Source organism: Permianibacter fluminis (assembly GCF_013179735.1).
GTDB lineage: Bacteria > Pseudomonadota > Gammaproteobacteria > Enterobacterales > Permianibacteraceae > Permianibacter > Permianibacter fluminis.
Window position 1 is genome coordinate 1962399 of the sequence record NZ_JABMEG010000001.1, and the last position, 20316, is coordinate 1982714.

Annotated in this window: 14 protein-coding genes; 9 read left to right on the forward strand and 5 right to left on the reverse strand. The window is 60.0% G+C overall.

Annotated features, from left to right (window positions below; translation table 11 throughout):
* The first annotated feature begins 25 nt into the window (after positions 1 to 25).
* Positions 26 to 2926, forward strand: coding sequence for an ATP-binding protein (locus HPT27_RS08450; protein WP_172241683.1), 2901 nt, complete (start codon positions 26 to 28; stop codon positions 2924 to 2926).
* 371 nt (positions 2927 to 3297) lie between these two features.
* Here HPT27_RS08450 and HPT27_RS08455 read toward each other — a convergent pair whose 3' ends face one another.
* A complete protein-coding gene (locus HPT27_RS08455) occupies positions 3298 to 3936 on the reverse strand; it encodes a DNA-3-methyladenine glycosylase family protein (protein WP_172241686.1) in 639 nt (212 codons plus the stop codon).
* 45 nt (positions 3937 to 3981) lie between these two features.
* On the opposite strand from HPT27_RS08455, the gene HPT27_RS08460 reads away from it, so the two are divergent.
* A complete protein-coding gene (locus tag HPT27_RS08460) occupies positions 3982 to 5343 on the forward strand; it encodes an amidohydrolase (RefSeq protein ID WP_172241689.1) in 1362 nt (453 codons plus the stop codon).
* A 312-nt stretch (positions 5344 to 5655) separates the two neighbouring features.
* The gene (locus HPT27_RS08465) at positions 5656 to 6159 is read left to right on the forward strand and encodes a DNA-deoxyinosine glycosylase (RefSeq protein ID WP_172241692.1); all 504 of its coding nucleotides are present in this window, start codon (positions 5656 to 5658) and stop codon (positions 6157 to 6159) included.
* Positions 6160 to 6381: 222 nt separating this feature from the next.
* Here HPT27_RS08465 and HPT27_RS08470 read toward each other — a convergent pair whose 3' ends face one another.
* Together HPT27_RS08470 and HPT27_RS08475 are read right to left on the reverse strand one after the other, a co-directional pair.
* The gene (locus HPT27_RS08470) at positions 6382 to 6801 is read right to left on the reverse strand and encodes a CBS domain-containing protein (protein WP_172241695.1); all 420 of its coding nucleotides are present in this window, start codon (positions 6799 to 6801) and stop codon (positions 6382 to 6384) included.
* 104 nt (positions 6802 to 6905) lie between these two features.
* Positions 6906 to 8645: a peptide MFS transporter gene (locus HPT27_RS08475; protein WP_172241698.1), complete on the reverse strand. Its 1740-nt coding sequence runs from the start codon at positions 8643 to 8645 to the stop codon at positions 6906 to 6908.
* Positions 8646 to 8862: 217 nt separating this feature from the next.
* On the opposite strand from HPT27_RS08475, the gene HPT27_RS08480 reads away from it, so the two are divergent.
* The 5 genes from HPT27_RS08480 to corA all read left to right on the forward strand — a co-directional run bounded on the left by HPT27_RS08480 (position 8863) and on the right by corA (position 15360).
* Complete coding sequence (locus tag HPT27_RS08480; RefSeq protein WP_172241701.1) at positions 8863 to 9480, forward strand: alpha-ketoglutarate-dependent dioxygenase AlkB family protein; 618 nt, start codon at positions 8863 to 8865, stop codon at positions 9478 to 9480.
* A 211-nt stretch (positions 9481 to 9691) separates the two neighbouring features.
* Positions 9692 to 11119: a peptide MFS transporter gene (locus HPT27_RS08485; RefSeq protein ID WP_172241704.1), complete on the forward strand. Its 1428-nt coding sequence runs from the start codon at positions 9692 to 9694 to the stop codon at positions 11117 to 11119.
* A 160-nt stretch (positions 11120 to 11279) separates the two neighbouring features.
* A complete protein-coding gene (locus HPT27_RS08490; protein ID WP_172241707.1) occupies positions 11280 to 12275 on the forward strand; it encodes a YhdH/YhfP family quinone oxidoreductase in 996 nt (331 codons plus the stop codon).
* Between the two features lie 205 nt (positions 12276 to 12480).
* Positions 12481 to 14271 (forward strand): M61 family metallopeptidase, encoded by a 1791-nt coding sequence (locus HPT27_RS08495; RefSeq protein WP_172241710.1) that lies wholly within the window; start codon positions 12481 to 12483, stop codon positions 14269 to 14271.
* A gap of 108 nt (positions 14272 to 14379) precedes the next feature.
* Positions 14380 to 15360 carry a magnesium/cobalt transporter CorA gene (corA, locus tag HPT27_RS08500; RefSeq protein ID WP_172241713.1) on the forward strand — a complete coding sequence of 327 codons (981 nt, stop codon included), beginning with the start codon at positions 14380 to 14382 and terminating at the stop codon, positions 15358 to 15360.
* A gap of 201 nt (positions 15361 to 15561) precedes the next feature.
* Here corA and barA read toward each other — a convergent pair whose 3' ends face one another.
* Together barA and HPT27_RS08510 are read right to left on the reverse strand one after the other, a co-directional pair.
* Positions 15562 to 18405 (reverse strand): two-component sensor histidine kinase BarA, encoded by a 2844-nt coding sequence (gene barA, locus HPT27_RS08505; RefSeq protein WP_172241716.1) that lies wholly within the window; start codon positions 18403 to 18405, stop codon positions 15562 to 15564.
* Positions 18402 to 19412 (reverse strand): type 1 periplasmic-binding domain-containing protein, encoded by a 1011-nt coding sequence (locus HPT27_RS08510; RefSeq protein WP_172241719.1) that lies wholly within the window; start codon positions 19410 to 19412, stop codon positions 18402 to 18404. Before HPT27_RS08510 ends, barA begins: the two co-directional genes overlap by 4 nt.
* 116 nt (positions 19413 to 19528) lie before the next feature.
* Between HPT27_RS08510 and HPT27_RS08515 the strand changes: the two genes are divergently transcribed.
* Positions 19529 to 20302: a 3'-5' exonuclease gene (locus tag HPT27_RS08515; RefSeq protein WP_172241722.1), complete on the forward strand. Its 774-nt coding sequence runs from the start codon at positions 19529 to 19531 to the stop codon at positions 20300 to 20302.
* Positions 20303 to 20316: the final 14 nt, after the last annotated feature.

Below are 20316 nucleotides of genomic sequence, written 5' to 3' on the forward strand. Positions count from 1 at the left end.
CGAATGGCCTGGAATGAGCCCACGGATGCCCGCTGCTGCCCGCACTGTTCTTGCCTGCCTGGCATTGGCGGTTGCCTATTTCGCTGGCGGCTTGCTGGCGCGCCTGCTGGCGCTGCCACCGACCATGGTGATGCCGGTCTGGCCGCCGGCCGGCATCGCGTTTGTCGCGCTGGCCTTGTTTGGTCGACGCCTGTGGCCCGGCATTTTTCTGGGCTCGCTACTGTTCAATGCGCTGATTTATGCCGAGCAGCCGACCATCAACGCCTGGGTTGCTTCGGCGTTGATTGCGCTCGGCGCGGTGGCACAGGCGCTGGCGGGATTGTGGCTGTGGCAGCGTCATGGTGGCGATACCGTGGCACCGCGTTCAGGCCGCTCACTGGCGCGGCAAGTGTTGCTGGTGGGGCCGCTTGCTTGCCTCATCAATCCGCTCTGGGGCAGCGCCGTGCTGGTGCTGCTCAATGAGTTGCCCATCAGTAATCTCAGTGAAGCGCTGCTGACTTGGTGGTGCGGTGACAGCATGGGTGTCATTGCCTTGTTGCCCCTGCTCTATGTCTGGCAGTCGCCGGGTCAGCAATTGCGGCTGTCGCGCCGGATCGGTTTGTCATTGATCATGTTGTTTGCGTCTGTGCTCAGTGCCGTCACCGCGCTGCATTGGCGAGAGCGCGAAGTGGTCGAGTGGCAGGCCCAGCAGGAGCTGGTGCACAGCCGGGTGCTGCACCGGTTGGAGCAACAGCAAGCCAGCGTGCGGCAAGCGCTGCAAATGCTGGCGGCGCTGTTCAGCAGTTCCGAATCGGTGACACGCGCCGAATTTCGCAACTTTGCTTTGCAACAACTGCCGTTTGTGCCGGTGGTCAGCTCGGTGCAGTGGTTGCCACATATCACGCCGGCCGAACGCACCGCGTTTGAACACGCACAGCGACAGACCGAGCCAGCTTTTGAGATCCGCCAGCAAAGCGGCGGCGTGCTGGTCAGCGCGCTGCCGCGCCCCGACTATTTTCCGGTCAGCTATGTCGAACCGAGCGCCTTTTATCGTTCGCTGCTCGGGCTCGATTTGCTGGCGCAACCGGATAGCGCCGATCTGATTCGGCGCGTTCAGCGGCAGTTGCAATTCCAGGTGGGCCTGGTCCAGCCATCGACGCCGACCGAAAGCGCGGCGAGCGATGTGCTGGCGGCCGTGCCCTATGTTCTCGGCGCGGAGCAGGCTGGAGCGGAGCAGGACGGCGCGAAGCCGGTTGACACGAATCAGGTTGATACAGATCAGAGTGATACGAATCAGGTTGATGCAGATCAGGTTGATACAGATCGGGCTGACAGAAAGCCAGCTGACAAGTCGCCAGCGCGGCTCGCCGGCATCTTGCTGGCCGTGGTCGATCCGGCGCTGCTGCTGCGTACGGCGATGACCGAAGATGTCGTGACCGGTGTGAAGGCCAGCTTGTCATTGCAGAACGATGCTGGCGAGCAGCAATGGTTGGCGAGCTGGCCAGCGCCGGAACCGGCACCGAGCGAAAGCGCCAGCAAGACCGCCGTCGCGGCCGAAAATCACTACAGCGTTGCTTTCGGTGATCGCACCTGGCAATTGAGCATGACCACGCCGGCGGCATTGGCGCCGACGCCGTATCGTTCCCTGCTGTTGCTGCTGGTCGGGTTGTTGCTGTCGGCCACGCTCGGCATTTATCTGTTGTCGTTCAGTCACTATGCGGCGCGTATTGAAAGCGAAGTGGCAGAGCGCACTATTGAGCTGTCACAGGCACGCGATCAGGCGGTTGCCGGCAGTCAGGCAAAGAGTCAGTTTCTGGCCAGCATGAGTCACGAAATCCGGACGCCGCTGACGGCCATCATGGGTTACACCGAACTGTTGCTCGACGACAAGCAAATGCCGGCACCGCTGAAGCCGTCGCTGCAAACCGTGCTCGACAGCAGCAAGACCTTGCTGACCCTGATCAACGATGTGCTGGATTTGTCGCGCATCGAAGCCGGCCACATGAAGCTGGAAACGAAGCCCTGCTCCATCATGGCCATCGCTCAGGAAGTGGTGCAGTTGCTGCAACCGCGCGCCGAGCAGAAGCAAGTACTGCTGCTGACCGACTATCGTTTTCCGTTGCCGGCGCAGGTGATTACCGATCCGCTGCGGCTACGGCAAATTCTGCTGAATTTGCTTGGCAATGCCATCAAATTTACCGAGGTTGGCCAGATTCAGTTGCAGATCAGCACCGAACTCAATGAGCTGGTGGCCAAATTTCGCATCGCGGTCAGCGACACCGGCATCGGCATTGCGCCGGCCAATCTGCAGCGCATCTTCGATCCGTTTGAACAGGGCGATGTTGGCACCGCACATCGCTTTGGCGGCACCGGTCTTGGCCTCGCCATTTCACGCCAGCTGGCGCGGTTGCTCGGCGGCGATATCCGGGTCCACAGCGTGCCCGGCGAGGGCAGCACGTTTGTCCTGGAATTCTCAGCCGAGCGGGTCGATCAGCAATTGCTGGTCAGCGAGTTTGAGCGCAGTCCGCTGCTGCATGCGGGCCAACCGCGTCAACGCTTCGCCGGTCGGGTGCTGGTGGCAGAAGACAACGCCGTCAATGCCAAGCTGGCCACCCAAGTCTTGCAATCCTGCGGGGTGCAGGTGGATGTTGCGGGTGATGGCTTGATTGCGCTATCGATGATTGAGCAGGCAGCGGGGCAACAATCGCCTTACGATCTGGTGTTCATGGACATGCAGATGCCGCGCATGGACGGTTATGAAGCGGTGCAGAAATTGCGCGCCAGCGGTTTCAATCATCCGATCATTGCACTGACCGCCAATGCCATGAGTGGCGATCGCGAACGCTGCCTGGCCGCCGGTTGCGATGCCTTTGCCAGCAAGCCGTTTCAGCGCAGCGAGATCGAGGCGTTGCTGCGGCAGTTTTTACGCCTGAAACCGTACGACTGAAATGTGCCGGGCGTGGCGCGATTGGAATTGACCAGCTCACTGCGATGACAATTAAGGAAGCTCTGATTAAGTCATCACGCTGTCATTCCGGCGAAGGCCGGAATCCATTTTTATCGAGACCATAGACCCCGGCACCCCAAGGGTACTTCCTACAGGCGCTTTCGCCGGGGTGGCGGTTTGATTTTGATTTCAGAACTGAATCAGCGCTTGCTTAAGGAGACTCTGATTGAGTCGTCAACTGCCGTTCGTGGTGAGCTTGTCCCGCAGGGGGATTTCCTGCGGTCATCGAACCACAGATGACCGATATTTCAGCGTAATTCTGTTCTCCCTTCGACAGGCTCAGGGCGAACGGAGACTTAATCAGAGTCTCCTTAATTCACCGGCCCGCTTTCCGCCGCCCGCCACAGATACCAACTGGCGACCGAGCGATACGGCCGCCAGATTTCGGCGGTACCCAGCATGACCTTGTCGCTGGGCCGGTGGTCGAGTTCGTAAGCCACTTCAATGCCTTTGCGCAGGCCGAGATCACCCAGGCTCATGACATCGGAATGGCCGAAGGCAAAAATCATCAGCATCTCGGCGGTCCAGCGGCCGATGCCATTCAGCTCGGTCAGGGTTTCAATCAGCTTGTCGTCAGGCAGATCGCGGATTCGTTTCAGATTCAGCTGGCCGCTTTGTGCGGCTTCGGCGATGCCCTTGATATAGCGGGTCTTGGCGCCGGACAGGCCGCAAGCGCGCAGCTCTTCGTCACTGGCGGCCAGCAATTTGCTGGCGACAAAACGGTCGCCGCGGCCACCGATTTTCAGCACCCGTTTTTCAATGGTGTCGGCAGCCTTGACTGACAGCTGCTGGGAAATGATGGCGCCGATCAGCGCGGTAAACGGTTCGTTCTGCCACGGCGTCATCCGGCTAATGCCATGTTGCTCAATCAACGCGGCCATGACCCGATCATGGCCAGCCAGATGCTCGGCCGCCCGGCGCAACATCCGTTCATCGGTGATAAGCTCCATGACCTTGTCCTCTGCCTGTCTGAACCCCTGTCAGGAGCATAAACGATGTTGGCCCGGAACGAAAAAACGTCATCGCAATTTACCGCTCGCGGGCTTATCGCAGCCCTGTTGCCATTGGCGGTCGGTGCCGCGCTGGCGGCTAAGCCATTGCCCGTGCAGGCTGATGACGGAATGACGCAGGAAGCGCGCTATCTGGAAAAGCTCTATCTGTATTTCCATCAAAACCCGGAACTGTCGTTTCGTGAAACCGAATCGGCCAAACGGGTCGCCAAGGAACTCAAGGCCGTGGGGTATGAAGTCAGCACCGGCGTTGGCGGCAATGGCGTGGTCGCGGTGCTCAAGAATGGCAGCGGCCCCACCTTGCTGCTGCGTGCCGACATGGATGCGCTGCCGGTCGTGGAAAACACCGGTCTGCCGTACGCCAGCAAAGTCACCAGCAAAAATGACGCCGGCCAAACGGTCGGCGTGATGCACGCCTGCGGTCACGATATCCACATGACCGCGCTGGTCGGTGCGGCCCGTGAACTGAAAGCGCGGCAAAAAGAATGGCAGGGTACGTTGGTGCTGGTCGGCCAGCCTGCCGAAGAGGTTTCCGGCGGCGCCAGAGCGATGCTGAAAGCCGGGCTGTATGACAAATTTCCGAAACCGGATTACGCCGTTGCGCTGCACACCTCGGCATCGCATCCGGCCGGTTCGGTGGCGTACAGCATCGGCCCGGCACTGGCCAGCGTCGATAACGTCGATATCACCATCCGTGGTGTTGGCGGTCACGGCGCCTATCCGCACAAGACCAAGGATCCGATCGTGCTGGCGGCGCAAGTCGTGCTGGCCTTGCAAACCATCGTCAGCCGCGAAATCGATCCGCGCGAACCGGCGGTGATCACGGTCGGCTCCATTCACGGCGGCGCCAAAGCCAACATCATTTCCGAAGAAGTCAAAATGGCGTTGACGGTGCGCAGCTATTCGCCGACGGTGCGCGAGCTGATGCTGAAATCGATCGAGCGTATCGTCACCGGCACCGCGCTGGCCGCCGGCATGCCGGCCGACGCGATGCCGGACGTGCGCGTGCGCGATGAATACACGCCATCCACCTGGAATGAACCGAAACTGACCGAGCATCTCGTTGCGGTATTTGGCAAAGCGCTTGGTGCTGATCATGTGCTGGCCACCGAACCGGTCATGGCCGGCGAAGATTTCTCGATGTACGGCCAAACCGCCGACAAGATCCCCAGCACGATTTTCTGGGTCGGCGGTGTGGATCCGATGGTCTACGAAAAATCCCTGCGCGGTGAAGTGACGCTGCCGGCGCTGCACTCGCCAGAATTCGCGCCGGTACCGGCGCCGACGCTGCGGACCGGGGTGAAAGCACTGGTGGCGGCGGCGCTGGATTTGTTGCCAGTGAAATGAATCACATCGATTCGGTAAATTCCTGAACGTTGCGATGTGCGCTGACATTTCCCCTCTCCCTTGACGGGAGAGGGGCAGGGGAGAGGGTGGCAGTGCTCGCTATAGCAATAATGTCATCTCGATTGATGTTTCACCCTCTCCCCAACCCGCCCGGCCGAGCACAGAGTGCTCGTCGTCCCGCAGGGCAACGCATCCACTGGGATGCGTTGCAATTCCCTGCAAGACCCCCCGTCAAGGGGGAGGGGGCAAGCATGTTCACCGCTTTCATATTCCGGCTTTTGGCTTCGCCGTGAGCTTTGAGTCACCGCTTTGATGATTGAAAGTTTTTCTGCCATTGAAACGCCACACGCCCGTGTGTTGATCCTTGGCACCATGCCTGGCGTCGCTTCGCTACAAGCGCAGCAGTATTACGCCCATCCGCGCAATGCGTTCTGGCCGATCATGGCTACCTTGCTGGAATTTGACGTCGCCTTGCCGTACCCGCAGCGGGTGGCCGCGCTCCAGGCTGGTCGGATCGCAGTCTGGGATGTGCTGGCCAGTTGCGAGCGGCCCGGCAGTCTGGATTCGGCCATTGCCCGCGCCAGTGAAGTGCCAAATGATTTTCCGGCGTTGTTCCGGCAGTGCCGGCACTTGCGCGCGGTCGCCTGCAACGGTGGCACTGCGTTCACCTTGTTTCGCCGGCATGTGCTGCCGGTGGTGGATATGACCGGCATTGCGCTGTTGCAGCTGCCGTCAACCAGTCCGGCGCATGCTGGCAAGTCGCTTGCGGCGAAGCTGAAGGCGTGGTCGAGTTTGCGCGAGTATCTTGATGATTAAATGTTTTGTGGGAGCGGCTTTAGCCGCGATTGTTTAGTCAGTAAAGAATCGCGGCTAAAGCCGCTCCCACCACGACAATTCGTTCTGTCAGTTTTCGTAGGAGCGGCCTTGGCCGCGATGGTTTGAAAGTTAAAAAAATCGCGGCCAAGGCCGCTTCTACCGGTACACGTCAGCCTTGCTGCTGCCAGTGGTAGTGGCAGGTCTTTTGTTTGCGCCAAGCACTCAGTTTTTCGCTTCCAGAAAATGCAGCGCACAGCGAATGAAATCCACCGGGCTCAAAATGCCGGTCACCTTGCCGCCTTCGGTCACCACCAGACAGGCTTGTTTGTTGTCGAGCAGATAGCTGCCGGCGGTGATCAGGGGTTGCTCCGGGGCGATGGTCATGGGTTCTTCCATCAGTTCGCGGATGAGCGTGCGCGCTTCCAGTTTGTTGGCATACGGCAAGCCGCCACTGTCGACAGCCTGCAGCAGGAATGCCAGCAAGGGCCGCTGGCTCAGGACGCCAACCAGGTTGTCTTGCGCATCGACAATCGGAATATGACGGATGCCTTTGTCGCGGATCAGGGCGTGGGCTTCTTTCAAGGTCTGGTTGTCACGCAAGCTGAGCACGTTGCGGGTCATCAGATCGGCGACCAGTTTCATGATGGGCATTCCGGCGGTGGCGGTGAGGAAAGCCTAGCACTGAAATGGCGAAGCAAAAAAAAAGCGGCCCGGAGGCCGCCTTTTCTCTGCCGTGAGACCCACGCTTATTTGATGCCGTGCATCCAGCGCTTGATCAGCGGCACCAGCAACAGGCAGACCGCGGCCGAGACCAGACCTAGCAAGACCATCTTGTCGAACAGCTCGCCGTATTTGGCAGTGGCCATGGCCATGTCAATCTGACCATCAGCCGGAACATCGATGGCAGCCCAAGTGCCGAAGAACGCCGCCATTTGTTCCGAGAACGAGGTGCCCAGCCACCAGGCGCCCATCATCAGCCCGACCACATTTGGCAGCGACAATTGGGTCACCGCCGACAAGCCGATTGGCGACAATGTGACTTCACCGACTTCGATGACGAAATAAGCCAGCACCAACCACCAGACACTGGCCATCTGATCCGGACCGACAGTGGCATTGGCCGCGGCCAGCGGCAGAAACGCCAAGCCAGCGAGCGCCAAACCGAGCACGCTTTTAACCGGTTTCGACGGATTCCAGCCGCGCTTTTCCAGCGCCGGCCACAACCAGGCCATGACCGGCGACAGCAGCACAATGAACAGCGCGCCGAGATAGGTCAGTGAACCGGCGGTTTGCGGCAGCACGACGCTGTCACGGAAAATCGCCACCAGACCGACGACGGTCAAACTGCCGAGCAACCAGGACGGGCCGCGATTGCCTTTCATGCGCAGTGCCGCGGCGACCACAAATGGACTGAGCGCCAACGGAATCACTGACCACGGCATCGGGTGGCCGTCACGGATCACCAAGCTCGGGAACAAATCCTTGTCGAGCATGCGGTCGGTAAACAGCACCCAGGAACCGTAAGTCTGTTCGTACAGAGAGAAGAACAGCAGGCAAACGAAAACAAAGAACACGCAGGCCAGCATGCGTTCCCGCTGCACTTTGTCGCAGCGGGTCGTGACGTACCAGCCGAGCCAGCCGAGCCAGCCCACCAGCGTCAATACCTGCAACGAGAACACGGCATGGCCCAGTTGCATCAGGAGCCACAGCAACGGTAAACCCAACACGCTGCCGAGATAAATTGCCCATTCGATATTGATCGGGCCGAGCACTTTTTGTTTGAGCCGTTCCGGCTGCGGCGGCTCGGCATGACCTTCCAGGTATTTTTGGCCGGTCAGGAACACCGCCAGTCCGGCCAACATGCCGATGCCGGCGGCGCCAAAGCCATAGCCCCAGCCATAGCGTTCACCGAGATAACCGCAGACCAGACTGGCGAAAATGGCGCCGACGTTGATGCCGGCGTAAAACAAGGTGAAACCGGAATCGCGGCGCGGATCATTGTCCGGATAGAGTTTGCCGACGATGGTCGAGATATTTGGCTTCAGAAAGCCGACGCCGCTGATGATCAAGGACAGCGACAGATAGAAAATGCTCAGCGCAAACAGATCGCGCTGTGGGCTGCCATCGGCATTGAGCGTGGCTTGATGGCCTTCGACTGACATGCCGAGATGACCGAGGCAGAGCAGAATGCCACCGAGCACCACCGCTTTGCGCATGCCCAGATAACGGTCGGCCAGAATGCCGCCGAGTACCGGCATCGCATAGACCAGACCGCCATAGGCGCCTAGCACCGCCAGACTTTCGCTATCGGTGAACAGATGATGTTTAATCAGATACAGCGCCAGCAGCGCCTTCATGCCGTAAAACGAAAAGCGTTCCCACATTTCGGTAAAAAAGCAGACGTACACGCCGGCAGGGTGGCCGAACAACTCATGTCCACGTTGTTGGTCGTGAACGTGTTGTTGGCCCAAGGTGGTGGAGGTCATGTCCTGATCTCGTTATGTTGTAGCGGTGAGTCTACAAACTGCTAATCCTTTACCGGCGGCGATTGACCGCCGGTCCACAAAACGCCCGCGAGTGTAACGGCCGCTGGTGACGTGAAGCCAGCACGGCATGATTGATCCCCCTCCTCGTTGAGGAGGGGCTAGGGCTGGTGGCGGAGCGGGCGACCAGAACGGACTGGATTATGGAGTTGCGGTGTTCATGTTAAAGCCAGCCCATTTTTCTGATTTTGAAACACCGGTACTAGCCAACGCCGAGTTACAGCTCTGGCGCGCACTGTGGCCGGCGCAGGACTGCGCCGATATCGAGGCGGAACTGCGCCGGACACTGGCCTGGCAGCAGAAGCCGATCGTCATTTTTGGCCGCGAGGTGCTGCAGCCACGGCTGACGGCCTGGTATGGCGACCCGGATTGCGCTTACGTCTATTCCGGCAAACGAAACGAGCCCTTGCCGTGGACGCCGCTGCTGACCGAGCTGCGGCTTGCCGTCGAGCTGGTCAGTGGCGCCCGCTTCAACAGTGTGCTGGCCAACTGTTATCGCAATGGCCAGGACAGCATGGGCTGGCACAGTGATGACGAGCCCGAGCTGGGGCCGGAGCCAGTCATCGCCTCGCTGAGTTTTGGCGCCGCGCGGCGGTTTTGCCTGCAGCATCGGCGGCAAAAACAGCAGCGATTGGAGCTTTTGTTGCAAGACGGCGATTTGCTGCTGATGGCCGGCGCCACCCAGGCCAACTATCGCCATGCCTTGCCGAAAACGTCCAAGCCGGTCGCGGAGCGACTGAACTTTACCTTTCGCTGGATTCATCCGACTGCGTCTTGAACGGCCGTTGCGTTGCATCGCTAAAGCCGGTAATTGCTGCGCTGCAGCAGCTTTGTTGTGACAAGCGGCCACCGGCATTTTCCTTGTTCGTTATATCCCCCTGTGATATCAAGTCGGCCAGCTTGGCGGGCGCGTCCCGACCAGCATAAAAAATAGACAAATTACGCCTGGACGGGTCTTCGTCCGGCGGGTGACAGCTACGGAGTCGTTAATGAGCCGCAACATTCCCCAAACAACCTTGCTGGGCCATCCAGCGGGATTGTTCTTGTTGTTCACCACCGAAATGTGGGAACGCTTCTGCTACTACGGCATGCGTGCGCTGGTAGTCCTGTCTCTGGTTGCTGCCGTTGATGGCGCCAATCCGGGCTTTGGCATGGATCGTGGCCAAGCGCTGATCCTGTACGGCTGGTACACCAGCTCGGCCTATGCCACCAATATTCTCGGCGGCTGGATTGCCGACAACATTCTCGGCATGCGCCGCTCGGTGTTGTTCGGCGGCCTGATCATGTCGGCGGCACAGTTCACGCTGTTCTTTGCCGTGCCGGGCGATATCACGCTGTATTACATCGGTCTGGTGCTGATGGCCGCCGGCGTCGGTCTGTTCAAGCCGAACATTTCGACCATGGTCGGTGAGCTGTATCCGCAGGGCGATGCCCGCCGTGATGCCGCGTTCTCCATTTTCTACATGGGCATCAACCTCGGTGCGTTCATTGCGCCATTCATTACCTCGACCCTTGGTGAAGACCCGAATTACGGCTGGCGCTGGGGCTATTTCTCCGCTGGCGTTGGCATGCTGATCTCGGTGGCGATTCAATTGCTGTTCGCCAAGCGCTTTCTCGGCGACATCGGTGTCGTACCAACGGCCAAGCGTTCGAGAGAAGCGACCGGTGGCGTCAAGCAGCCGCTGAGCCATGAAGAGCGCGATCGCCTGCGCGTTGTGATGTCGATGTTTGTCTTCATCATGATGTTCTGGACCGCGTTTGAACAAGCCGGTGGTCTGCTGAACCTGGTCGCGCAGGACAACACCCAACGGATGGTGGGGGCCTTTGAAGTACCGGCCGGTTGGTTCCAGTCGCTGAACCCGCTGTTCATCGTGATCTTCGCGCCGGTATTTGCCTGGCTCTGGGTCAAGTTGGCGCGGGAAAACAAAAACCCGTCGTCGCCACTGAAAGTGTCGGCCGGTATTTTGCTGACCGCGATCGGTTTCGGTTTTCTGATTCTCGGCGTGTTCGAAATGCAGGGCACCTCGGATCACAAGATGTCGATGATCTGGCTGACGCTGGGCTATTTGTTCCATACGCTCGGTGAGCTGTGCATTTCGCCAGTCGGCCTGAGCCTGATGACCAAGCTGGCGCCGCTGCGGTTGATGTCGGTGATCATGGGCGTCTGGTTCCTGATGCCGGCCTGCGCCTACTTCCTGGCAGGCTACATCGGTGCTTTCACGGAACACGCGGGCGAGTATGGTTTTGTCCAGCAGTTCGCCATCAGCATGGGTGTGATGCCGGAGCATTCTGGTCTGCTGTTCGTGTTTGCTGCCATTGCGGCCGTGCTGGTGCTGTTCTCGGTGCTGATGTGGCTGGTCTCCGGCAAGCTGGTCGACTGGATGCATGGTGCCGAAAGCACCACCGCCAAGGCCTGATGCGGACGCGCGTTTGCGCGGCACAATATCCGCTTTACAAAACCCCGCTGCGGCGGGGTTTTGTTTTGCGCTGATTTGTGTTGCGGTCAATGATTGCCAGAGCGCACGGGCAGATCGAACCCGCTACAATCCCAAGCCGTGACCCTCAGAGGATAGCGCCATGAGTTTTCTCGCCTGCCGGGTGTTTCAGGACGTCGTTCAGGACAAAAAACAGATTCATGCTCGCGTGATCGAGATGAACGACAGCGAGCTGTCGGCCGGCGAGGTTCTGGTGGCGGTCGAGTATTCCGGCATCAATTACAAGGACGCGCTGGCGGTGACCGGGCGCGGCAAAATCCTGCGCTCGTATCCGCTCAATGCCGGCATCGATCTGGCCGGCACCGTGCTGGAGTCGAGCTCGCCGGCGGTTGCGGTCGGACAGCGCGTGCTGGTCAATGGTTGTGGCCTTGGTGAAGCGCAGGATGGCGGCCTTGCCCAGCGGGCGCGGGTGCCAGCCGACTGGATTATTCCGCTGCCGGCCGGTTTGTCCGCGGCGCAAGCGATGACGCTCGGCACGGCGGGTTTCACCGCGGCTCTGTGCCTGCACCGGATGCTGGAAAATCACCAAAGCAAGGACAAAGGACCGATTGTGGTCACCGGCGCCACCGGTGGGGTCGGCAGTGTTGCCGTCGCGCTGTTTGCCAGCCAGGGTTACGAGGTCATTGCGCTGTCGGGCCGACCGGAGCATCACGATTATCTGCGCCAGCTCGGTGCCAGCGAGGTGTGCACGCTGGCGGATCTGAAGCTGGGCGACCGGCCACTGGAAGCGGGCCGCTTTGGCGGCATTGTCGACAATGTCGGTGGCCAGCAATTGGCGAAACTGATCGCGCATGTGAATTTGTGGGGCAATGTCGCCTGCGTCGGACTGGCCGACAGCGAACAATTGCCGACCACGGTGTTTCCGCTGATCCTGCGCGGCGTTTCGTTGCTTGGGGTCAGCTCGGCCAATTGCCCGATGCCGCTGCGCAAACAAATCTGGCAGAAACTCGGCGCCGAATGGCGGATTCCGTTCGAACGGATTTTTACCGAGACGGTCGCGCTGCGCCACGTGATCCCGGCTTGCAATGACTTGCTCGACCGCAAGCGCCTGGGCCGAACGATTGTTGATTGTCGTTAGGGTTTGGTGGCGTGGCGATGACGTTGAACCGGCAGTAGGAGCGGCCTTGGCCGCGATGACTGTGCTAAAGCATCGCGGCCAAGGCCGCTCCTACGGCGGCTTTCCATTTTTCATCTTGAAGCGAAAAGAAAGGCTGTTGCACAAAATGACGAGACATTGGCTCCGGGTGGTTAGCGTTCTGGCAATGGGTTTGGCAGGCGTCGGCATGGCACACGCTGCCACCGCCGCTGACGAGGTGCATTACGAACTGCGCATCAGCAATGCGGCCCAGCATCTGGCCGAGGTCAGTGCGCAATTTCCGGCCAGCAATGCCAGCACGCTGAACTTGCAGCTGCCGGTCTGGCGCACCGGTCGCTATCAGATTCTGCCGCTGGCCAATGGCCTGCGGCAGCTCACTGCTACTGGCAACGATGGCCGCGCGCTGTCCGTGCGCAAGACCGATAAAGCCAGCTGGCTGATCGAGAAAGCGGCCGGCGAGGCGGTGACCGTGCGCTACGAGCTATACGCCAATGAACTCGGCCAGCGCACCCGCCACATTGATGACAGTCATGCCTATCTTGATGCCAGCGCGGTGTGGCTCTACAACGGTGAGCAGCGCGGCAATCCTGTCAGCGTGCAGTTGCAGGTACCGGCGAACTGGCAATCACGCTCGGGCATGCGCGCCGGTGACTGTAATCATTGCTTTGTCGCCACGAACTATGACGAGCTGGTCGATTCGCCGATCGAAACCGGGCTGCACGAGTTTCATTCCTTTGTTGTCGATGGCAAAACCATCGAACTAGCGATTTGGGGCGCCGGCAATCACGACGGCAAACAGATTGTCGCGGACTTGCAGAAACTGGTTGCCACCACGGGGAAACTGTTTGGCGGTTATCCGTTTGCCCGCTATCTGTTCATTGTCCACGCCACCAGCGGTGAAGGTGGCGCCACCGAGCATGTCAACTCGACAGTCATCCAGTTATCGCGCTGGGGCTTTGCGCCGCGCAAGGATTACCTGAAGTTCATCCGCACGGCCACGCACGAGTTTTTCCATACCTGGAATGTCAAAGCCTATCGGCCAGCCGCGATGGTGCCGTATGACTATCAAAAAGAGAATTACAGCGAACTGTTGTGGCTGGCCGAAGGCCACACCAGCTATTTTGACAACTTGCTGACGCTGCGCGCCGGTGTGCAAACCCGCGACGAGTACCTGGAAGAAGAAGCCAGCATTCTCGACGATTACCTGCACCAACCCGGTCGCTTCTTCCAGAGCGCGCTGGAATCCAGTTTTGACGAGTGGATACAACCCAGCGGCGAACGCGCCCGCAATGCCTCAGTCAGCATTTACAGCAAAGGTGAACTGCTGGCGTTGACAATGGATCTGCTGCTGCGACAACAGAGCAAGGGCAAACTCGGGATCGAGGATCTGCACAAGCAATTGTGGCAGCACAAGCGAGTCGAGCAGGGCGGCTATACCAGTGCCGACGTCAAGGCCATACTGAAGTCACTGAGCCAGCAAGCCCGAGCGAATTTTGATTGGGAGCAGTTCTGGCAGGACTATGTCGCCGGCACCAAAGAGCTGCCATTGGCGGCTCTGCTCAAGGATGCCGGTTTGCAATTGCGCATTGATCAGGGCAAGGACGACAAGGGCCAGCAGGCGGCATGGTGGGGCGTCAAGATCAAGGACGGCGGCGCTGATCAGTTTGCCGTGGTCAGTGAAGTCGAGCGTGACAGCCCGGCCTGGCAAGCGGGGCTGGTGGCGAATGACCAGATCGTCGCGATTGATCAGCTGCGCGTGAGCGCCAAGGATTTTGCCGATCGCAGCGCTGCTGTCAAAAGTGATTCGACTGTGGTCACTCTGTTCCGTCGTGATCAATTGAACACCGTTACACTGAAGCCGGTGCTGCAGGACAAAGGCAAGCGCAAACTCAAAGCACTTGAAGACGCCAGTTCCGATCAGAAACAACTGAACAGCAACTGGCTGGGCGTGCCGTGGCCAAAGCCGGCGAAAGACTGAGTGCGGCCAAACCATCAGCGGCGGCATTCATGTTCTGATGGACTTGGCCGCTGATGGGTGATCAACAGGCAGTGACAGCCGGATGCGACCGGCGATGTGAGGTGCAGGATGTTGCGATGCTATGCCGGCAGTGGCGCGCAGGAGATCTCGGCTTATGCCGCTGAGGCCAAGATCCATATCCAGAATGCACTCTGGATTGACTTGCTGAACCCCAGCGCAGAAGAAGAGCAGGTGGTCGAGCAGACGCTGGGCGGTGAAATTCCGACCCGGGAAGAAATGCAGGAGATTGAAACGTCGAGCCGGCTGTACGTCGAAGACGGCGTGCTGTTCATGACAGCGACCGTGCTGTTCAACGCCGATAGCGACATGCCGGAATCGACGCCGGTGACCTTCATCCTGATGCCGAACCGGTTGATCACCGTGCGCTATGCCGATCCCAGTCCGTTTCGTAACATGATCAACCAGTGCAGCAGCAAACCGCAGTTGCTGCAGCAACCGGCCCAGCTGATGACGGCGTTGCTCGATGCCATTGTCGACCGCATGGCCGATTTGCTGGAGCGTACTGGCGCTGATCTGGATCAGTTGTCGCGGCGAGTGTTTGGTACCGTGCAAAACAAGGACCAGCGCCGCAGCGAAGAATTGTTCCGCGAATTTCTGACCGCATTCGGTCGCAATGGTGATCTGGTGGCGCGAATCCGTGAAAGCTTGACCAGCTTGACCCGGCTGCACAATTTCTTGGTGGAATCCGCGCGGCTGCCGAATCAACCGGAATTGCGCGAGCATCTACACGGCCTGCGTGCCGACTTGCTGTCGCTGGCCGATCACGCGGCGTTTCTGAGCAACAAGATTGGCTTTTTGCTGGATGCAACGCTAGGTCTGGTCAGCATCGAGCAGAACACTATCATCAAGACCCTGGCCGTGGCTGGCACCGTGTTTTTGCCACCGACGCTTATTGCCAGCATTTACGGCATGAATTTCGAGCACATGCCGGAGCTGACCTGGCCGTGGGCGTATCCGATAGCGCTGGTGCTGATTATTGGGTCCGGCACACTGCCCTACTGGTTCTTCAAACGCCGACGTTGGATCTGAGGGCGGATGCCAACAATCCGAAAATAAAAAAGGCGGGTCATCCCGCAATGCCGTTCAGTTAAGAGAAGCCGTCATCCCCGCGCAGGCGGGAATCCAGCGACTTTCGCGCAAGACACTGGGCCCCCGCCTTCGCGGGGGTGACAGAACAAAGCTTAACTGAGCGGCAGTGGGGTCATCCCGCCTTTTTTATTGCTGAAAATTTCAGCTTTCAGTCTCGGTTTCGGTTGCGATCGGCAAATGCATCGGGGCTTCCTTCAACACCCGCTCCATTTCCGCTTCCAATTGCGGCAACAGCTGTTCCGCGCGGCTGCCATCGCCCTGCTTTAGTGCGGTTTCCAGATCGTGCGCCAGTTGCTTCAACTGCGGCACGCCGACATAGCAGGTGGCGCCGTGGAATTTGTGCACCCGTTCGAGCAGCAGTTTCAATTCACCGTCGTCGTGGGCACTGCGGATCTGGCTGCGAGCTTCCGGAATGCTTTGCACCAGCATGCTCAACATGGTTTGCGCCAGATCCGGTTTCTGGTTGGCCATTTTCAATGACAGCGGCCAATCGATGGCGGCAGCTTGTCCGGTTTGGGCGCGAGCGGCGGCGCGTTCGATGGTGCTGCCATCGGCACGGCGGCGGCGCAGGCGACTGCGGGTGCGCTCGCCCTGCTGCAACCAACGCTGCACGGTGTCGTACAGCTCTTGCTCGGTGACCGGCTTGGTCAGGTAGTCGTCCATGCCGGCATCGAGCAGCGTCTCGCGCTCGCCGTGCATCGCGTGTGCGGTCAGCGCAATGACCGGGGTGTTGCGGTGGCGCGGATGCGCACGAAGAGTCCGGGTCGCTTCGATGCCATCCATCTCCGGCATCTGGATATCCATGAAAATCAAATCGAAATCCTGTTCACGAGCAATGTCTACGGCTTCCCGGCCGCTACGGGCGGTGTGCACGTCAGCGCCCATGTCGGCCAGCAAGGTGCTGACCAATTCCAGATTGGCGTCGTTGTCATCGACGGCCAGCAAGCGACAGACCAGTGGTTCGTCCTGCGCAGCGCCGTGATCGATGTTGTCGTCACTGTGGCTGCGTGCACCGCGCTGGAACAGTGACTGGATGATGCCGAACAACCGGCGCTGGCCCACCGGTTTGCCGATGACACTGTCCACGCCCATGTCCAGCAGACTGGCGTGCTCGCTGTTGTCAACGCTGCGGCTGGCGATGATGATACGGGCGCCGTTACGGTCACGCCCCAGCTCGATCAGCCGCTTCAGCAACTCGCGGTCCTGCTGGCTGTGCAGCGGGCCACCGAGCAACAGCAAATCGACCTGCATTTTCTGATCGTTGTGCTGCAGGTAATCGACCACATCGCCGATCTGGTCAAACTCGGTGTAGAGCATCTTCCATGACGACAGCAGATGGCCCATGGCCAGCCGCGCTGTGGCGTGCGGCTCAAACATCAGCACGCGGCGACCGGCCAGTTCATCGTTGTGGCGCAGTGCGGTCCAGGCATCGTCAGATTTTTCGCAGCGGATGGTGAACCAGAAGGTCGAGCCGCTGCCGGCTTCGCTGGTCAGGCCGATCTCGCCGCCCATTTTTTCCACCAGCTTTTTGCAAATCACCAAACCGAGGCCGGTGCCACCGAAGCGCCGGGTGGTGGTGGTGTCGGCCTGGGTGAAGGCATGGAACAATTGCTTTTGCTGCTCGGTGGACAAGCCGATGCCGGTGTCACGCACCTGCAGGCCGATCACCACGTCGTGCTCGCTTTCCTGCTCGAGCATGATGCGGATTTCAACGCTGCCCTGAGCGGTGAACTTGACCGCGTTGTTGACCAGATTGGTCAGCACCTGCTTGAGTCGCAGGCCGTCACCGAGCAGGTTGCTCGGCACATCGGAATAGACCAGTGCGACCAGTTCGAGCTTCTTGTCGCTGGCAACCGGCGCCATCATGGCCAGCACTTCGTCGGCAATTTCGCGCAGATCAAGTGGCGCGTTTTCCAGCACCAGCTTGCCGGCCTCGACTTTGGAAAAATCGAGAATGTCGTCGACGATGGTCAGCAGGCCCTGCGCCGATTTGCGGATGGTGTTGAGGTATTCTTTTTGTTTGCCGCTGAGCTCGGTTTTCAGCAGCAGATTGGTGAAGCCAATCACCCCATTCATCGGGGTGCGGATTTCATGGCTCATGTTGGCCAGAAATTCCGATTTGACCCGGGCCGCTTCCAGTGCCTGTTTGCGGGCAATATCGAGCTCGACGTTCTGGACTTCAATGGTCTCCAGCGTTTGCCGCAGATCGGCGGTGGCCTGATCGATACCCTGCTGCAATTCCTCGTGCGCTTCCTGCAGCGAGCTCGCCATGTTGTTGATGCCGTTTTCCAGCACCTTCAATTCGCCGGTCGCGCGGGTCTCGACCTGGGTGTCGAGCTTGCCTTCCTTGATCCGGTGCACCGCCTGCGCCATTTGCACAATCGGCACGATGACATTGCGCGCCATCCGGATCGCCAGCGCAGCACCGATGGCGGCCGCCGCCAGCACCACAACCAGGGCAATGGCCAGCGTCTCATACAGTTTCAGCACTTCGCTTTCGCGCGACATCTGCACCGCGATGTAACCCAGAATGGGTCGGTCCGGCCGGGCATTGTCATTGACATCGCGCAGGCTCAGCAGCTGGCCGAATACCGGCGCCCGGACCACGAAGCCGGTGTCGTTGTCGGCCCAGCTGATGCCTTGTGGCAGTTCGCCGTTGGCGCGCAAGGTGTCGTCAAAGCGATCGTGCCCGGTGCGGGCGAGCAGACGATGCTGATTGTCGAAAACGGCAATGGCTTCGACGTCATCGTCGCTGTCGCGGGCGGAGGTGATCAGGTAACGCAGTTGTTCTTCGTTGGCGGCGGCGATGCCGTATTCGCTGGCATAAGCCAGATGGCGAACGATGGTCTGGCCGCGCTGGCGCAGCGAATTGTTGACGTCGGCGCTGTGTTCGCTGATGAAAAAACTCAGCAGCAGCACGGAAATGCCGACCACCGGGATCAGGGCCAGAAACAGAATCCGACTGCGTATACCCCAATCCGTCATGGTTGCTTATCCGTTTGCTGGTGGTGGCCATCGTGGCCGGTGGCGTTCTGATCCGTGCTATCCGGTTTGTTCGATTTCGCCGCGTTGGCGGCTGGTGTTGCGGCGCCCGGATTTTGCGAAAGCTCCGGGCTGGCTTCGAGCTGGCTCAGCGCGCTCAGCTGCAGACTGCGCGCGACCTGAAAATTGATCTGTCGGCGCAGCGGTTGCGGCTCCTGAATGCTGCCGGCCTTGCCGTTCAGCAGTGCCACAGCCAGTTCCGCAGCTTGGCTGCCCAGCGCCGCGGGCTCCTGATGCAACACGGCCAGCGCACCAGCCGGCAACAGCGCTGGGTCAGTGCCCAGCACGGGCAGGCCACTGGCCAGACTTTCGCGCAGGATCACGCCAAGCGCAACCGGATCGGCGGCGCTGGTGCCGGCACTGTACAGCAGCAAACCGAGGCCCGGTCGCACCAGGGCAAAAACCCGTTGAGCCTGTTCACCGGCGCGGACAAATCCGACCCCTAACGGCAGCTGCTGCGCCGCTTGTTGCCATTGCGGCCACAGTGCCTGATGGCCGGCGCCCACCAGAATGCCGGCCGGGCGCCGGTCGGGCAGCAATTGCTGCCACAGCGCCAGTAGCGCGGCTGGGCTTGGCTCGGCGTAAATGCCGGCGCGGTTAGCGGTCAGGCCAGCCTGATCGCGCGGCAGGTGCAGAAACAGTTCCGGTGCGTTGCCTGCGGTCGGCATCGCGGCGGGCTCGTCGCGCACGGTCAGCGTGATGTTCATGTCCGCGCCAAATGCCGGTGTTTGGCTCAGCCATTCCGGCGCGCTGCCGCGCAGCTCAAGCCAGCGGCTGCTGAAGGCGCTCATCACGGCCGGTTGCGGTTCGGCCAGCCAGAGCAGCCGGTCAGCGGCCGCCGCCGGCGGGGCCAGCAGGCCCAGCAGCGGCGACAACACTGCCGCAACCGCGATGACGGTGGCACTCCGACCCATGTATTGCCCGCGCTGACCGACGAAATGAGTGGCCATTATGGCGTAGCGGACCGCTGCATTCCCAGCCTTCCTGCACGTGCGTTCGAACGGTGCCGGCACGGCGCCCATCCGGTACACTGCACAGCCACAGCAAAAGGGGCCGGGCACGGCAAATGAACATCCTGGTTTTCGATATTGAGACGGTCCCTGATATCGCCGGTCTGCGCCGGCTGTATGAGCTTGGCGAACTGCCGGATGACGACGTGCTGGCCGCTGCCCAACTGCTGCGCCGGCAGAAAACCGGTGGCAGCGACTTTCTGCCGCTGCACCTGCAACGTGTGGTGGCAATCTCGGTGGTGCTGCGCAGTCAGGATCGTCTGGCGGTCTGGAGCATCGGCACGGAAGACAGCAACGAAGCCGAATTGATCCAGCGCTTTTACGACGGCCTGGAAAAATACACCCCAACCCTGGTCAGCTGGAATGGCGGCGGTTTTGATCTGCCGGTGCTGCATTACCGCGCGATGCTGCACAACGTGGTGGCGTCGCGCTATTGGGAAACCGGCGAAACGGACAGCGCCTTTCGCTGGAACAATTATTTGAACCGTTATCACGATCGGCACACCGATCTGATGGATGTGCTGGCCATGTACCAAGGCCGGGCCGTGGCGCCGCTGGATGATGTGGCGACGCTGCTTGGTTACCCCGGCAAGATGGGCATGAGCGGCGCCAAGGTCTGGGATGCGTTCAAGGCCGGGCAGCTGAAAGCCATTCGCGATTACTGCGAAACCGATGTGCTGAATACCTATCTGGTGTATCTGCGCTATGAACAAATGCGCGGCCGGCTCGATCCCAATCAATTGCACACGGAACAACAGAAATTGCGTGCCTATCTGGCGCAGGAACAAAAAACGCATTTTGATGAATTTCTGGCGGCCTGGCCGTCCTGATATGCCTCTCTCAG

Excerpts from the sequence above, each read along its gene's own strand:
- HPT27_RS08450 (WP_172241683.1), top strand. The coding sequence starts at position 26 with ATGCCCGCTGCTGCCCGCACTGTTCTTGCCTGCCTGGCATTGGCGGTT.
- HPT27_RS08455 (WP_172241686.1), bottom strand. The coding sequence starts at position 3,936 with ATGGAGCTTATCACCGATGAACGGATGTTGCGCCGGGCGGCCGAGCAT.
- HPT27_RS08460 (WP_172241689.1), top strand. The coding sequence starts at position 3,982 with ATGTTGGCCCGGAACGAAAAAACGTCATCGCAATTTACCGCTCGCGGG.
- HPT27_RS08465 (WP_172241692.1), top strand. The coding sequence starts at position 5,656 with ATGATTGAAAGTTTTTCTGCCATTGAAACGCCACACGCCCGTGTGTTG.
- HPT27_RS08470 (WP_172241695.1), bottom strand. The coding sequence starts at position 6,801 with ATGAAACTGGTCGCCGATCTGATGACCCGCAACGTGCTCAGCTTGCGT.
- HPT27_RS08475 (WP_172241698.1), bottom strand. The coding sequence starts at position 8,645 with ATGACCTCCACCACCTTGGGCCAACAACACGTTCACGACCAACAACGT.
- HPT27_RS08480 (WP_172241701.1), top strand. The coding sequence starts at position 8,863 with ATGTTAAAGCCAGCCCATTTTTCTGATTTTGAAACACCGGTACTAGCC.
- HPT27_RS08485 (WP_172241704.1), top strand. The coding sequence starts at position 9,692 with ATGAGCCGCAACATTCCCCAAACAACCTTGCTGGGCCATCCAGCGGGA.
- HPT27_RS08490 (WP_172241707.1), top strand. The coding sequence starts at position 11,280 with ATGAGTTTTCTCGCCTGCCGGGTGTTTCAGGACGTCGTTCAGGACAAA.
- HPT27_RS08495 (WP_172241710.1), top strand. The coding sequence starts at position 12,481 with ATGGCACACGCTGCCACCGCCGCTGACGAGGTGCATTACGAACTGCGC.
- corA (WP_172241713.1), top strand. The coding sequence starts at position 14,380 with ATGTTGCGATGCTATGCCGGCAGTGGCGCGCAGGAGATCTCGGCTTAT.
- barA (WP_172241716.1), bottom strand. The coding sequence starts at position 18,405 with ATGACGGATTGGGGTATACGCAGTCGGATTCTGTTTCTGGCCCTGATC.
- HPT27_RS08510 (WP_172241719.1), bottom strand. The coding sequence starts at position 19,412 with ATGGCCACTCATTTCGTCGGTCAGCGCGGGCAATACATGGGTCGGAGT.
- HPT27_RS08515 (WP_172241722.1), top strand. The coding sequence starts at position 19,529 with ATGAACATCCTGGTTTTCGATATTGAGACGGTCCCTGATATCGCCGGT.